12 protein-coding genes are annotated in these 14,621 nt (G+C 62.7%); 11 read left to right on the top strand and 1 reads right to left on the bottom strand.

The window, feature by feature from the left end:
* The first annotated feature begins 2 nt into the window (after positions 1 to 2).
* The 6 genes from tatC (at position 3) to GT590_RS10130 (ending at position 6,585) form a co-directional block, all read left to right on the top strand.
* Positions 3 to 833 carry a twin-arginine translocase subunit TatC gene (gene tatC, locus GT590_RS10155; RefSeq protein WP_009305194.1) on the top strand — a complete coding sequence of 277 codons (831 nt, stop codon included), beginning with the start codon at positions 3 to 5 and terminating at the stop codon, positions 831 to 833.
* A gap of 156 nt (positions 834 to 989) precedes the next feature.
* Entirely contained in the window at positions 990 to 1,361 is a 372-nt protein-coding gene (gene hypA, locus GT590_RS10150; protein WP_009305193.1) for a hydrogenase maturation nickel metallochaperone HypA, read from the top strand.
* A 2-nt stretch (positions 1,362 to 1,363) separates the two neighbouring features.
* Positions 1,364 to 2,014 carry a hydrogenase nickel incorporation protein HypB gene (hypB, locus tag GT590_RS10145; protein WP_009305192.1) on the top strand — a complete coding sequence of 217 codons (651 nt, stop codon included), beginning with the start codon at positions 1,364 to 1,366 and terminating at the stop codon, positions 2,012 to 2,014.
* Positions 2,015 to 2,211: 197 nt separating this feature from the next.
* Positions 2,212 to 3,054 carry an NAD(+) synthase gene (nadE, locus tag GT590_RS10140; protein WP_009305191.1) on the top strand — a complete coding sequence of 281 codons (843 nt, stop codon included), beginning with the start codon at positions 2,212 to 2,214 and terminating at the stop codon, positions 3,052 to 3,054.
* A gap of 159 nt (positions 3,055 to 3,213) precedes the next feature.
* The gene (locus GT590_RS10135) at positions 3,214 to 4,749 is read left to right on the top strand and encodes an FAD-dependent oxidoreductase (RefSeq protein ID WP_009305190.1); all 1,536 of its coding nucleotides are present in this window, start codon (positions 3,214 to 3,216) and stop codon (positions 4,747 to 4,749) included.
* A 204-nt stretch (positions 4,750 to 4,953) separates the two neighbouring features.
* A complete protein-coding gene (locus GT590_RS10130; protein WP_009305189.1) occupies positions 4,954 to 6,585 on the top strand; it encodes an FAD-dependent oxidoreductase in 1,632 nt (543 codons plus the stop codon).
* A 63-nt stretch (positions 6,586 to 6,648) separates the two neighbouring features.
* Here GT590_RS10130 and GT590_RS10125 read toward each other — a convergent pair whose 3' ends face one another.
* A complete protein-coding gene (locus GT590_RS10125; RefSeq protein WP_009305188.1) occupies positions 6,649 to 8,145 on the bottom strand; it encodes an FAD-dependent oxidoreductase in 1,497 nt (498 codons plus the stop codon).
* A gap of 334 nt (positions 8,146 to 8,479) precedes the next feature.
* On the opposite strand from GT590_RS10125, the gene GT590_RS10120 reads away from it, so the two are divergent.
* From GT590_RS10120 to groL, 5 genes are all read left to right on the top strand, one after another.
* Positions 8,480 to 9,907 (top strand): helix-turn-helix transcriptional regulator, encoded by a 1,428-nt coding sequence (locus tag GT590_RS10120; protein WP_229062599.1) that lies wholly within the window; start codon positions 8,480 to 8,482, stop codon positions 9,905 to 9,907.
* A gap of 87 nt (positions 9,908 to 9,994) precedes the next feature.
* Positions 9,995 to 11,236 (top strand): sensor histidine kinase, encoded by a 1,242-nt coding sequence (locus GT590_RS10115; protein WP_114516499.1) that lies wholly within the window; start codon positions 9,995 to 9,997, stop codon positions 11,234 to 11,236.
* A complete protein-coding gene (locus tag GT590_RS10110; protein WP_009305185.1) occupies positions 11,237 to 11,923 on the top strand; it encodes a response regulator transcription factor in 687 nt (228 codons plus the stop codon).
* A 266-nt stretch (positions 11,924 to 12,189) separates the two neighbouring features.
* Positions 12,190 to 12,477: a co-chaperone GroES gene (gene groES / locus GT590_RS10105; protein WP_009305184.1), complete on the top strand. Its 288-nt coding sequence runs from the start codon at positions 12,190 to 12,192 to the stop codon at positions 12,475 to 12,477.
* A gap of 177 nt (positions 12,478 to 12,654) precedes the next feature.
* Complete coding sequence (groL, locus tag GT590_RS10100) at positions 12,655 to 14,292, top strand: chaperonin GroEL (protein WP_009305183.1); 1,638 nt, start codon at positions 12,655 to 12,657, stop codon at positions 14,290 to 14,292.
* Positions 14,293 to 14,621: the final 329 nt, after the last annotated feature.

The following is a 14,621-nucleotide window of genomic DNA, read 5'->3' as shown; positions in this document are numbered from 1 at the left end:
CCATGCCCGTCGGACCGGCACGAATGCCCCTATTCGATCACCTGGGCGAGCTCCGCATGCGCCTGGTGCGCATCATCGCTTGCCTTGCCATCGCCGTAGTCGTGTTCTACATGGCAACGCCTATTATCAGCCAGTTCTTGCTTCAGCCGATTTCTCCGTATCTGCCGGAGGGTACCGATGGTTTGTTGGCGGGCACGATCGTGCTCGATCCGTTCGAGGCGTTTGCGACTCGTTTCAAGATATCGATCTGGACCTCGGTCGTTGCTTGTTCTCCCGTTATCCTATGGCAGATTCTTGCGTTCTTTCTGCCGGCGCTCAAGCCGAGCGAGCGCAAGTGGTTCGTTCCCACGTTTGCCGCGGCCGTGAGCTTGTTTATATTCGGCACGATCTTCTGCTATCTCATTATTCTCGATCCCGCGTTTCAGTGGCTGACGGATCAGGCTGCAGGTCTGGGTGAAGTGGTGCCGCGAGCGTCGACCTATATCGACATGATCATCAAGTTCGAGCTGGGCTTCGGCTTTGCGTTCGAGCTACCGCTCATCGTGTTCTACCTCGTCATCTTCGACATCGTCCCGTACAAGAAGCTGCGCGGCAGCTGGCGCACGGTGTACGTCGTGCTCATGGTCGTCTCGGCTATGGCCACGCCGGACGCTTCGCCGATCACCATGCTGCTCATGTTCGCGGCGTTGCTGGTGCTGTACGAAGGCAGCTTGCTCATCGCCCGCGTCGTCCTGCGAAACCGCATCAAGAAGCAGAACGAGGAGCTTGACGCGGAAGAGGCGGAGGAACGCGCTGCCGAGCTCGGCATCAAGAAGGCCAAGAAATCGAAGTAGCCTTATTCTGATGGTGAAGGCCCGTCGAGATCGACGGGCCTTTTTGCTTTTTCTAGGAGTCATTCGCGCCGTTGACGCATCGATACCTTCGCGCGAATAACTCTTGGGCTACTATAAGCATGAACGATAGAGGCGGAACGGGCACGAAGGAGCACCATGCACGAATTGGGAATCATGACGGGCGTGATGGATGCAGTGACGACATCGGCGCAACAGGCCGGTGCGACGCGCGTGCTGAAGGTGAGCCTGTCGGTTGGAGAGATGACCGAGGCCATCGAAGACGCGCTCATGTTCGCGTTCGAGGCTCTGTCGGAAGGCACGCTTTGCGAAGACGCCGAGCTTCAAATCACCATGGTGAAGCCGAAAAGCCGCTGCTTGGAATGCGGTGCCGAATACGAGCACGATCGTTTCCATATGCTGTGCCCGGAATGCGGCAGCTTCGCCACCGAGCTCATCGCCGGTCGCGAACTGCAAATCGACAGCATCGAAGTGGACATTCCCGACGATGACGAGGAGAACGAGGACTAACCATGCAAATCGATCTGAAGCAGCCTATCCTCCAGAAGAACGATGCGATCGCCTCCGAACTGCGCGAGCGTTTCGCCGAGAACCACGTGTTCGTGCTCGACCTGCTTGCCAGCCCCGGTTCGGGCAAGACGTCCACCATCCTGGCCACCATCGACGCGCTGCGCGACGAGTTCAACATCGCCGTTATCGAGGGCGACATCGCCAGCAGCGTGGATGCCGAGAAGATCAAGGCGCAGGGCATCGCCGCCGTGCAAATCAACACGGGTGGAGCGTGCCACCTGGAAAGCGCCATGATCAAGCGCGCGGTGGACGTGCTGGACCTCGAGCGCCTCGACCTCATCATCGTGGAAAACGTGGGCAACCTCGTGTGCCCCACCGACTTCGATTTGGGCGAGAACGCCAAGGTGATGATCTTGTCGGTGCCTGAGGGCGACGACAAGCCGCTCAAGTACCCCGGCGTGTTCCAGGTCGCCGAGGCCGTGGTGCTCAATAAGGTGGACACCATGCCCGTGTTCAACTTCGACCGCGAGGCCTTCGAGGCGGCGGTCACGCAGCTCAACCCGCAGGCTCCCATCTTCCCCATCGCCGCCACGAAAGGCGACGGCGTGGACGCCTGGGCCGAGTGGCTGGCGAACCGCATTCGCGCCGTTTAGTTCCGACGGCTTGTCAGCCGTCGGAACGAAGTCGACGCTGCGAAGCGCCAATGCGCCCGATCTCGCCCCTTTTCCGCTTTCCCTCACGTGCGAAAGCACGCTTCCCTAAAGGGACTTGCGCTTCGCGCGGCGCAGCTGGCGAAACGGGCGATCTCGGGCACCTTGGCGCTTCTCGCTGATATTGGTGGATCTGCGAGATGATGATGGAGGAAGAGGGAGTCGTGGAGAATAGCGAACGGTATCGTCTCTGCGTGAACGCGCTCAAAGGCTTCATGGACGACGCTGGATTCTCCGACGTCGTCATCGGGTTGTCGGGCGGCATGGACTCGAGTTTGGTCGCCGTGATGTGTGCGGACGCGCTGGGCGCGGATCGCGTGCACGGCGTGCTCATGCCGGGCCCGTACTCCACCGACCACTCGGTGGACGATGCGCTCGATCTGGCTCGCAACCTCGGAATCCGGACGCGCACCGTCTCCATCGCGGAACCGTATCGGGCGTTCGAGGCCGCGCTTGCCGAGGCGTGCGGCGGCAAGCTCTCGGGTCTGGCGGCCGAGAACACGCAAGCGCGCTGCCGCATGGTGTGCCTCATGGCGCTGTCGAACGCATACGGCTGGATGCTGGTGAACACGGGCAACAAGAGCGAGGCCATGATGGGGTATTCCACGCTGTACGGCGACACGGCCGGCGCGTTCGCTCCTATCGGCGGCCTGTACAAAACCGACGTGTTCGCCGTCGCCCGCTGGCGTAATCGACAAGCGGAGATCGCCGGCGAGGTTCCGCCTATTCCCGAGCATGTGTTCGTAAAGCCGCCCAGCGCCGAGCTCTCACCCGACCAGGAAGACGAGAAGAGCATGGGCATCGATTACCCGACGCTCGATCGATTGTTGAAAGCGCATGTGGATCGCGGCTTGGATGCCGCAGCGTTGGTGTCCGAAGGGTTCGATGCGGCCGACGTCGAGCGCGTGCTGCGAACGGTGCGCGCGACCGCATTCAAGCGAGCTTTGGAGCCCCCGTGCCCCGACGCCACGTTCTACGAGTAGCGTCCCCTTGGCACCTCCCTTGGCACGCTGGGCTCGTTTCGCAGTCTCCATTGCGCAGATTGCGTGACGGCATGTCGGCGCCTCACGACAAAACGTTTTCGCGTCACTATACTCTGAGGCCGTTCGTTTCCGTTTCCGTCGCAAAGGAGGTCGTCCGTCGTGGAGCGTCGTTCGTTCTTCAAACTTGCAGGCTTGTCCGCTGCGGTATTGGCCGTGGGCGGAACCCTCGGCGCATGTGAGGCGGGAAAGCTGCCGGACAATCCTCTGGCGGCGACGAACAAAGCCAACGAAACCGCTGGTCAATCAAGCGTAATGGGGCAGCCGCCCATCGCCTTCGATGCTGACGTGGATGTGTTGATCGTGGGCAGCGGGGTAGCGGGGTTGTCTGCCGCCATGGATCCGCTCGAGGCGAAGCGCTCCGTTATGGTGGTCGAGAAACTTGATCTGTTGGGCGGCGAAAGCTACGAGTCGAACGGCGTTATGCGCATCGCCGGCACGACTGCGCAGCAGGATGCGGGCGTGAATGCGACGGTTGACGAGGCATGGGGGGCGCGCAAAAAGGAGTTGAGCGCTGCAGGCGACGATGATCTTGATTTCGCAAAGACCCTGTTCTTCGCGGCCACCGAATGGGCGAATCGCCTGGCATCCGATTACGGGGCGCAGTTCGCCGATCCGAAAACCTTCGTGGACGGCAAGGTGAATGCGGCTATCATGCTGCCCAAGAACGGCCTCGGTGACATGCAGAGCATTATGATGCCGCTGCGAGACGCCCTCACGGCGAAAGGCGCCACGTTTTCTACGGGCCATCGGGCGGTCGCGTTCATTTTGGATGAGGACGGCGCGGCGTGCGGGATGCGTTTCTATGCAGGGTCGGGCGCATCGGTGCTCGACGTGCGGGCTCGGCGCATCGTTGTCGCGACAGGCGGGTTCGCCAGCAGCCAGCCGCTCGTGCATGAGCATACGCCCGATTATGAGCGCGTGGGGTGCTACACCGTCGCCTCCATGGGCGAGGGTCAGCAGCTGTGCGCGCTTTTGGGCGGTCAGCTGGTGAACATGGACAAGGCTGCGCCGCTTACCGGCAGCTTGCCGCAGGCGACCGCCTGGGGCTTGTTCGGCCCCACGGTCATCGTGGATGCGCTGGGGAAGCGTTTCGCGCGCGAGGACGACGCGAACGCTGCGGCGGGCGCCTGCTTCTCGGAGGAGCGCGGCTACTGGTGGACGGTGTTCGGAAAGCAGCTGACCGAGAGCAGCCAATCGCGCAGCGTTGCGGAAGTGGCCAGCAAGAACGCAAAGCGTCTTATCGGGCCGTTCGACGACCTGGACGAGCTTGCCGAGGGCATGGGCGTTTCGCCGGACGTGCTGAACGCCACGTTCGACCGCTACAACGGCTTCGTGAAAGACGGCAAGGACGGCGATTTCGGGCGCACGTTGTTCTTGGAGGAGTTGGAAGGTCCCTACTACGCGCTTAAACAGCTGCCGCAGCGGTACAGATCCAACGGCGGCGTGAAAACAAATCAGTCCGGTCAGGTGCTCAGCGTCGTCGGCGCCGTCATTCCCAACGTCTACTGTTGCGGTGCGGCAGCTGCGTCAAGCATCGGAGGCCTCGCGTCGAACGGCGCGTTCGGCATGCTGGCGGGCAAAGCGGTCGCCGCCGCACTCGACGACGAAGATGCTGCGAAGCAAGCTTCTGACTAAAGAGACGTTAACCCTGTCCCTCTTTCTCGTTTTGACTAATGTCCCAGGGTGTCGCTTTGCGTTGCCGACGGGTTGCCAAGGTGCAAAGCGGCGGATACCGCGTCTCTATAGACTCATGACAGAATGTCCCCATACCTACTAAAGCCGCATGCGGCGCGCATCCGTGCTGCTTGAGAGGCCGTAGACGCGGATGGAAGGACTTCTATGTTCGGGGAAAGCGAGGATGAACGTGGTGCGGGCATATCCCGTCGCGCGTTCCTGGCGGGCGCGTGCGTTACCGGAGCTGCGGCGATGGTGGGCGGCCTGAACGCCTGCGCGCCGCCGCAAGACGCCGGCCCCGGCGGCGCCGGCGGAACCGGTTCTGGCGCGAACGGGGGCGCGGTGCCCGTCAGCAAGGCGCCAAGCAAGGTGGACAAGACCTACGACGCCGATCTGCTTATCGTGGGTGCAGGCGGCAGCGGCTTGGCGTGCGCCGTGCAGGCGGCTCTTAACGGAACGAATCTCATTCTTGTGGACAAGAGCAACCAGGTGGGCGGCAATGCGAACTTCGTCGAGGGCATGTTCGCCGTCAATTCCACGTTGCAGCTGGAGCAAGGCATCGACATGCAGCCCGCCGATATAATGGAAGCCGAGCTCTCGCGCGGTCAGCATCGCCAAAACGGCGATGTATGGCTCGATTTTGTGAGCAAGTCGGCCGACAACATCACCTGGTGCATAGAGCAGGGCGTCATGTACTCCGGCAAGGTGGACGACTATCGCGTCGGCCTATTCCCCACGTTCCACTGGTTCAAAGACGGAAAGGCGGCTGTGGGATACGTTGAGCCGATGAAGGCGCGGCTCGAAGAGCTGAGCGTGCAGCTGCATCTCAAAACCGCAGTGAACGGCCTCGTCATGAAGAACGGCAGGGTGATCGGCGCCTACGCAGACGGAGGCGAGGGCGTGGTGCGGTACAGCGCGAAGGCGGTGGTGCTCGCAACCGGCGGCTTCGGCGGCAACGAGGAGATCGTCGCCGAGCAGGGTTGGAACACCGATGGCATGCGCATCGTGGGCTCGCCGAACGCTGCAGGAGACGGCTATCGCATAGCCATGGACAACGGCGCATGCAGCTTCATGGCCGATTCGGCTCAGTCCATCCTGTACGCTATCGAGGCTTTTCCTCCCATCGACTTCCACGATGCGGCTGAAAACCCGCTCTACGGCTATTTCGGCATCGCCTCGGGCGGCCCCGTGCTGTGGGTGAACGAGGCGTGCCGGCGCTACACGCGCGAGGACCTCGCGAACGACAACCTCGCGTTGCAGTGCCTTCCGGGTAAGGGCAACAAGGGGAATTACGTGGTTTTCGACCAGGCCATCTTCGATCGGTTTTTCGGTAAAAACGACGATGCGAAGAAAGCCTTCTACGACGCGATCAAGGCTAACGGCGGAGGCAGCATCTACCAGAGCGATTCCTTGGCCGATCTCGCCGGAAGATTCAACCTCGACGCCGATGCGCTCAAGGCTGCGGTCGATTGCTACAATGAACTGTGCGGAGAGGGGGCTGACAGCGACTTCGGCAAGGCGGCCGGCCTCATGGTGCCCATCGAGACGCCTCCGTTCTACCTGGCAAAACTGTCGTACAACTACTTCTTCTCGGTTGGCGGCATCACCACCGACGGGCGGCATCGCGTGCTGGACGGGCGCCGCAACCCTATCGAGGGTCTCTATGCCATCGGCAACGACGGCAATATGCTGTACCGCAACGTGTACACCGTCAACATGCCGGGCGTCGCGTTCGGCCATCAAGTGAACAGCGGCCGCGAGGCGGCGAATGCCGTGTTGGAATATCTAGATCGGTAGAGAATGCGCCGGAAGGCTCCCGGAGCGGGAGCCTTCCGGCGTTGAGGGAGGGGGCAGGATGCTTTACGCCTTCAGCGCTTCGACTACGGCTTTGCCGGAGATGAGGCCGCTGCCCGCGTTCGGAGAGAGATCGCTGCCGCTATCGGCCACGGTCGAACCGGCGCAGTAGACGTTGGGGATGGGATTGCCGTCCTTGTCCGTCAACTGGCTGTCGGTCGTGATCTTCATGCCGCCGTGCGTCTTGTAGCGGTACGGGAAGTGCTTCATCGCGTAATACGGTGCGGAAAGCGACTGCAGGAACAGCTTCTTGCCGAACTCGGTGTCCTCGCCTGCGGCCACCATGGCGTCGTAGGTCTCGAACGTGGCCTTCAGCGTGTCGGCCGGAACATCCATCGCTGCCGCCAGCTCATCGAGCGAGTTGCACGGGCCCACGAGGCGGTCGGCGTTGCTCTTCATGTTCATCTCGACGTTCCATTTCTGGCTGCTGTTGATGGCTTGATCGTCGAAGATGGTCCACCAGAAGCCCAAGCCCAACTCGACGGCCTTGTCGGGCGAGTCGTGGCTCTGATCCTCCTTGATGAAGCGGCGGCCCTGCGGGGTTACTTGGACCTGCGGCGAGAAGTAGCCCCACACCGTCACCTGAGCGAGGTCGCTCATGCGGTTCGCTTCCATGTCCATGTGGGTGTACACGCCGCCGATGGCCTTGCACAGCTGGTGGCCTTCGCCCATGGAGTTCACGGTCAGCGGCCCCAAGCGAGCCTGGCTGGGCAAGTACGTGGACACCATCTCCTGGTTGCAGGAGAAACCGCCCGTGGCCACGATGATCTTCTTTGCGCGGATATCGACGGTCTTGTTGTTCTTCTCGTCGTTGAAGCGCACGCCGATGGGCGCTCCCTCTCCGTCCACGATGAAGTTCGTGGCGCGCAGGTTCAGCTTGTACGTGGCGCCTTTCTGCTCCAAGCCCTTCTGCAGCGGCGTCAGCACCGCCTGCATGTCGCCGATGCCGTTGCCGGGCAACAGCATGGACGTGGGCGCGCCCGTGTTCATGTAGTCGGTGATGGGCTGGAATACCGAACCGTAGTCGGCGGCCACGCGGTTCGCCCATTCGGTTTGGTAGACGTAGACGTTGTGCTTGTAGTCCATGTCATCGGTCTCGCCCTTTTTCTCGAGCACGGGCAGGAACTTCTCCCACATTTGCTCGGGGTCGCCCTCGATGCCGGCGTCTTTTTGCATTTTTGATCCAACGACGTTCATGACGCCGCAAGCGATGAAGCTCTCTCCGCCCACGCGGTCGAGCTTGTCCACGAGCATCACTTTATGGCCGGCTTCGACCGGATCCATGGCTGCCGACATGCCGGCGATGCCCGTGCCCAGAATGAGAACGTCGGTTTCTTCGCTGAACGAGACGGGGGCGGTGCCAACCACCTGTTCGGCCTCGCCGGATCCGCCGGTCGAGCCGCCGTTCGGCGAGCATCCTGCCAGTGCGCCGCCTGCGGCGATAACCGCACCCGAGGCGATGGCTGCCTTCAGGAAATTGCGGCGATTCATTGCTGATTCCATACTGTTCCTCCCTGTTGTCGCATGATGGCTCCTTTGCGTCGCGGTTGAGCGACGACTGGTTCACCCTACGTTCGATCTGGGGAATCGTCACCGTCCGTTTCGGACTAAATTGCTGTGGAAGGCCGGAATCCTGCATGTTTGCTTCGTGCGCTTCCGACGTTTCCGGTATGATGCCCCTATGAGGGAAACGGGAGGGAACAGACAAAAGCAGCCGTCGCGCGCGTGGGCTCATCCCGCTGTATACTCAGCCGTGGTCATTTTGGGTTTCGGATTGTATCGCGGCGTGAATTCGAACGTCTACCTCTCCGCATACGCGTTCGTGAAGGCGCCCTTCATGTTCGTGCCCGATCTGTTCTTCAACGTAGTGGTGGCATGTTCCATCATCGTGTGCTCGGCCGTCGCTGTCACCCTTGCCTGGACGGGGCGTCTCAAGGCGAACACCATGCCATACGTGCTGCCGACGGCATTGTTGTTGGCGGGGAACCTCGCTGCGTTGCTGGGCGTGGTCTTGTCGCTGCCGCCTGATCTAGCGCTGCTGGTTCCCGGCTTGCTGTACGGTGCGGGCAGCGTCATGCTGTCGCTGTTCTGGATCGAGGTGCTCTCGGCGAGCCGGCCCAGCTCCATCGTGGTGCAGATTGCGCTCGGCATGTTGCTGAACGTGGTGGTTTCCTCGGTGCTATCTCCGTTGCCCGGAGACGTCCAGATGCGTTCGAGCTGCGTTTTGCTGCTCGTTTCGGGTCTGTGCGCGTGGTTCGTGCGCCGTCGGTTGCGGGCCGCTTCCTGCGAGGTGGAAACGCATAACGAACGGCCGATCGCCGAAACGGTATCCGCCGAACCTGCCGAAGCGCTTTCTTCGAAAACTTCCTTGCGGGCTCGATGGGGCGCGTATCGCGATGCGTTTTTGGAGTTGGGCGACTCGCTGGTGGCGTTTTTCGTGCTGGAAGCCGTCATCGGGTTGCTCAACAGCTTCATGCTGGCGGGATCCATCGATTTCGAGGGCTCGGGAGCTGTGTCGGCTGCGGCCATTGTGGGCGCAATCGTCGTGTTCTGCTTCATCGTGTTCGTTGCGCATCGCATCCCCAAGGTGTCCACGGTATCGCGTGTGGTCATGCCCGTGCTCGCGGCCATGCTGGTGTTCCTGCCGTTTCTCAGCGAGCGCTACAACCTGGTGTTCTCCATGCTGTTGCTCGGCAGCTACTACTTCGTCGCGCTGCTCATCACCTATCTTATCGCCGAGGCGGCACAGACGCGCAAGGTATCGCCCTACGTGCTGATGGGCGTGGCCATGGGCGTCGCGCGCGTATGCCTGGCCGTGACGCTGTTGTCGGGGTACGCGGCCGGGGTCGCCGGCGGCGGTCCGGGCGACGAGGCCGAGCATACGATGCGCTATCTCGTGATCATCGTCGTGGTGCTGTATGCTCTGTGCATGGCGCTCGTGTTCTTCTCGCGCGACCGCAAGCGACGACGCGCCGAAGAGGCTTCTGCCGATGCGCCGAACGAGAGCGCGGTTGGAACCGATTCGGTTTCGGTGCCCGAGATCGACTCGACGCTTGACGCGTGCTGTGCAAGCGTCGCCCGGGAAGGGGGCTTGACCGAGCGTGAGGCCGAGATCCTCGTCTACCTTGCACGTGGCAGGACGAAGGCGTACATCGCCGACGCGCTGTTCGTCACCGAGAACACGGTGCGCAGCCATGTGCGCAACATCTATTCCAAGCTCGACGTGCACACGCGCCAGGAACTGCTTGACCTTCTGGAGCGTTGAAAGGTCGCCATCGGGCGAACATACATCGGCTGGGGTATGGCGCGCCTCGGGCGGGTCGCGTAGTATGGGGTCATGGATACCTTTCTGATGAACAACCGACCGATGGGTCCCAAGGATTGGGGGTTCGATGTCGCGGTAACGGCAGCGGCGTTCCTGTTCGGCTGCGTGCAGCTCATGTTGGCCGCTTCGTCCATCGTGATTCCCGATCTGGCGCTGCGCCAGTATCTCGGCATGGTGAACGTGGTGCCTAACGTGCAGGTGTTCGTAGCGCTGGCGGTCACCACGTTGCCGCTCGTCGTGCGCCGTAGGTTCCCGTGGCCCGTGTTCCTGTTCTGCCTCGTGTCGTTTCTGGGTTTGCAGAACGCGTTCAACGGGTTCTCGCTCACCATCGTGGGCCCGGTGGTCGCCCTGTACACCATCGCCAGCGAGCGCGGTCGTGTCGAGACGGTCGCGGCGGTACTTCTAGCGGTGGCCGGCCTTCTGTTCACCGATGCCCATGCCGCCACGGCCAACATGGTGCTGTTCACGCGTTTCCAGAATATTGTGCTCGCGGTGGCCGCCGGCTTGGCTGGCTATGCGTATCGAACGCATCGCGCCTACGTAAAGGCCACCGAGGATCGCGCTGCCGAAGCCGAGCGCACCCGCGAGGAAGAGGCGGCTCGGCGTGTGGAGGAGGAGCGCGTGCGCATCGCGCGCGAAGTCCACGACATCACGGCGCATTCGCTGTCGGCGGTCAGCATTCAGGCGGCGGCTGCCGAGCGCATGATCGATCGCGATCCCGCCGCGGCGAAGGAGGCTATCTCCGCCGTGCGCACCACTGCGAAAGGCGCGCTCGCTGACATTCGCAGCATGATCGGCGTGCTGCGCTGCGGCGATGACGCGGCCGAAACGTCGCCGACGTCCGGCACCGAGCGGTTGGACGATTTGCGTGCCTACCTCGGAAACGCCGGAATCGAAACCACGCTCGACGCGGCCGCCTACTGTCGTGCGGACGTGCCGGCCCACGTGGACATGGCGTTGTTCGGCATCGCCCGCGAGGCTGCTACGAACATCGTGCGTCATGCTGGTGCGCGCAAGGCGCTCATCCGCCTGGCCGTCGAGGACGGACGGGCGCGCTTGGTGGTGGAAGACGATGGCGTCGGGTGCGGGCTCTCGGCGTCCGCGGCCGCATCGGGCGCGCTGCCCCAGGCTGTCGACGGAGAGGGGCACGGCATTGCCGGCATGGCCGAGCGCGTGCACCTGTTGGGCGGCACGTTTTCGGCGGGCGATCGAGCCGGCGGCGGCTTCCGCGTGGTTGCCTGCTTGCCGATGAAGGGAGCGGAGGCGTAAGTGGAAGAGCGCGTGCGGGTGCTGGTGGCGGACGATCAAGATCTCGTCCGCAGCGGTTTCAAGCTCATACTGATGTCGTACGACGGCATCGACGTGGTAGGCGAGGCGCGCGATGGCCATGAAGCGGTGGAACTGGCGTCGCGGCTGCATCCCGACGTGGTGCTCATGGACATTCGGATGCCGCGTATGAACGGCATCGAGGCCACGCGCGCCATCCGCGACGATGCCGCGCTTGAAAACGTGCATGTGCTCATCCTCACGACGTTCGATCTGGACGAATACGTGTACGATGCTTTGGCCGCCGGGGCCAGCGGCTTTTTGCTCAAAGATGCCGAGCCCGACGAGATCGCTTCCGCGGTGCGCGTCGTCGCCCAGGGCGATGCACTCATCGAGCCCTCTATCACGCGCCGCCTTATAGAGACGTTCGTCGCTGCACGGCCGGCTTCGCTCGGCGGTGCTGCAGCCGTTGCGGCCGGTCTACGCACTCTTACCGACCGCGAGCGCGAGATCCTCGCCCTGGTTGCGCGAGGTTTCACGAATGACGAAATAGGTTCCGAGCTGTTCATCTCGCCCGCCACGGTGAAAACGCACCTGGCCCGTATCATGGCGAAACTCGATGCCCACGACCGCGCCCAGCTCGTTGTCCGAGCCTACGAAGGCGGCCTCGTAAGGCCAGGCATCCGGTAGCCGTTCGGTGGCAAGCGAACTGATGCCGCATGCCAAACGGCGACTCGAGTAAATTGTGATGATCGTTTGACGATTGCGCAAAATCTCAGTCACGAGCGCTCAGATTTCTTTGAATGCCCTTGCATTCAGTGTTGATGATGCTATGATAACGCAGTGTTTAGCACTCGTTACCGATGAGTGCTAGCAGTCACCACTGCTGAGTGGTTAAATAGCGAACATGCGACAAACGGGTTCGTGCATACGTCGGACGAAAGGAAGGCAACGTTATGAATTTGAAACCTCTGGGTGATCGCGTTATCGTCAAGCAGGACGAGGCTGAGGAGACCACCGCTTCGGGTCTGTTCCTCGCGACGGAGGCGAAGGAAAAGCCCCAGAGCGGTACCGTTCTGGCCGTGGGCGAGGGCAAGCTCGACAAGGACGGCAACCTCGTTCCCGTTCCCGTGAAGGTCGGCGACAAGGTCGTGTACGGCAAGTTCGGCGGCACCGAGATCAACGTCGAAGGCGAGGACGTGCTGATCCTCCGCGGTGACGACCTCTACGCTGTGTTTGCATAAAAGGCGCCGGTTGATTCAACGTTGGTAATAGCAGGGTTTTCGTGGTGAGGCTCATAGCCACGAAGGTTCCGGGTGCTTGAGCTAAGCGGCCTTATTGGCCGTGTGCGAAAGCTCCCGGGTTCTGAGCGGCTAGGAGGCCGCCACGAAAAGCCGTCAGGTTGAAAGGATATGAGCAATATGGCTAAAGAGATTAAGTTCGAAGCCGACGCGCGCAGCGCGCTTGCTGCCGGCGTCAACAAGCTGGCCGACGCCGTCAAGGTGACGCTCGGGCCCAAGGGCCGTTACGTGGCGCTGGAGAAATCCTACGGTGCTCCGCTGATCACGAACGACGGCGTAACCGTGGCCAAGGAAGTCGAGCTCGAGGACCCCATCGAGAACATGGGCGCCCAGCTGGTTCGCGAAGTGGCCGTGAAGACGAACGACGTCGCCGGCGACGGCACCACGACGGCCACGCTGCTGGCTGACGTCATCGTGTCCGAGGGCCTGCGCAACGTGACCGCCGGCGCCGATGCCCTGGGCATCCGTCGCGGCATCCAGAAGGCCACCGACGCCGTGGTCGAGGCCATCAAGGCCGACGCCACCCCCGTCTCCACCAAGGAGCAGATCGCGAACGTCGGCACCATTTCCGCCGGCGACGCCGAGATCGGCGAGAAGATCGCCGAGGCCATGGATGCCGTGGGCAAGGACGGCGCCATCTCCGTCGAGGAGAGCCAGACGTTCGGCATCGACATGGACATCGTCGAGGGCATGCAGTACGAGCGCGGCTACATCTCGCCGTACATGGCCACCGACATGGAGAAGATGGAGGCCGTCCTCAGCGATCCCTACATCCTCCTCACCGACCAGAAGGTCACCAACATCCAGGACATGGTGCCCCTGCTGGAGGAGATCATGAAGTCCGGTCGTCCGCTGTTCATCGTTGCCGAGGACGTCGAGGGCGAAGCGCTGGCCACCATCCTGCTGAACAAGCTGCGCGGCACGTTCAACTGCGTCGCCATCAAGGCTCCCGGCTTCGGCGATCGCCGCAAGCGCATCCTCGAGGACATCGCCGCCGTCACGGGCGCGCAGGTCATCGACAAGGACTTCGGCATGACCATGGCCGACGCCCGCATCGACATGCTGGGCCATGCCAAGACGGTCAAGGTCACGAAGGACTCCGCCCTCATCGTGGACGGCGCCGGCGACAAAAAGGCCATCGACGATCGCATCGGTCAGATCAAGGCCGAGCTCGAGCGCGTCGACTCCGACTTCGACCGCGAGAAGCTCCAGGAGCGCCTGGCGAAGCTGTCCGGCGGCGTGGCGGTGCTCAAGGTGGGCGCTGCGACCGAGTCCGAGCTCAAGGAGAAGAAGTCCCGCATCGAGGACGCCCTGCAGGCGACCCGCGCGGCGGTCGAAGAGGGCATCGTCGCCGGCGGCGGCGTGGCTCTGGTGGGCGCTCTGCCCGCGCTCGACAAGGTGGAAGCGGCCGACAAGGACGAAGAGGTCGGCGTCGCCATCATCCGCAAGGCGCTCGAAGCTCCGATGCGCGCTATCGCGCAGAACGCCGGCTTCGAGGGCAGCGTCGTAGTCGAGCGCGTCAAGGGCATGGCTACGGGCGAAGGCCTGAACTGCGCCAACGGCGAGTACGGCAACATGATCGAGATGGGCGTCAACGACCCGGTGAAGGTCACCCGCACGGCTCTGCAGTCTGCGGCCTCCGTCGCGGCTCTCATCCTCATCACCGAGGCCACCATCAACGAGATCCCGAAGGATCCGGATCCGGCGGCTCTGGCGGCTATGGCCGGTGCCGGCGGTGGCATGGGCGGCATGATGTAAGCTGCGGCTTGCGGTAACGTGTAGCGTCAACCATAACTCGGAAGGCGGGGCGACCATCGGTCGTCCCGCTTTGCTGTATATGAGGGAATGAGGGCGATCGTCCCGGCCCAAAACAGGACGGTCGCGGCATCGTCGGCCAGACGGCGCCCGCACGCCTTCTGGAGCGTGCCGCCGGCACGGGGATGCGCCCTCCTCGCGCCGCACGCCCTCTCGCCCCGGGCCGTTCTGAGCGAGCTTTTCCGAGCTTTTCGAAAATGCCCCCTTGCGCCCGGGGCCGGAAGCGGGTAACATGCTCGGGCTGCCTTCTCCGCGGGAGAGGGGGAGGGCGG

This window comes from Eggerthella sp. BIOML-A1, from assembly GCF_009875595.1.
GTDB classification, from domain to species: Bacteria; Actinomycetota; Coriobacteriia; order Coriobacteriales; family Eggerthellaceae; genus Eggerthella; species Eggerthella lenta.
This window is presented reverse-complemented; position numbering and strand designations above follow the sequence as displayed.

Excerpts from the sequence above, each read along its gene's own strand:
- tatC (WP_009305194.1), top strand. The coding sequence starts at position 3 with ATGCCCGTCGGACCGGCACGAATGCCCCTATTCGATCACCTGGGCGAG.
- hypA (WP_009305193.1), top strand. The coding sequence starts at position 990 with ATGCACGAATTGGGAATCATGACGGGCGTGATGGATGCAGTGACGACA.
- hypB (WP_009305192.1), top strand. The coding sequence starts at position 1,364 with ATGCAAATCGATCTGAAGCAGCCTATCCTCCAGAAGAACGATGCGATC.
- nadE (WP_009305191.1), top strand. The coding sequence starts at position 2,212 with ATGATGATGGAGGAAGAGGGAGTCGTGGAGAATAGCGAACGGTATCGT.
- GT590_RS10130 (WP_009305189.1), top strand. The coding sequence starts at position 4,954 with ATGTTCGGGGAAAGCGAGGATGAACGTGGTGCGGGCATATCCCGTCGC.
- GT590_RS10125 (WP_009305188.1), bottom strand. The coding sequence starts at position 8,145 with ATGGAATCAGCAATGAATCGCCGCAATTTCCTGAAGGCAGCCATCGCC.
- GT590_RS10120 (WP_229062599.1), top strand. The coding sequence starts at position 8,480 with ATGTTCGTGCCCGATCTGTTCTTCAACGTAGTGGTGGCATGTTCCATC.
- GT590_RS10115 (WP_114516499.1), top strand. The coding sequence starts at position 9,995 with ATGAACAACCGACCGATGGGTCCCAAGGATTGGGGGTTCGATGTCGCG.
- groES (WP_009305184.1), top strand. The coding sequence starts at position 12,190 with ATGAATTTGAAACCTCTGGGTGATCGCGTTATCGTCAAGCAGGACGAG.
- groL (WP_009305183.1), top strand. The coding sequence starts at position 12,655 with ATGGCTAAAGAGATTAAGTTCGAAGCCGACGCGCGCAGCGCGCTTGCT.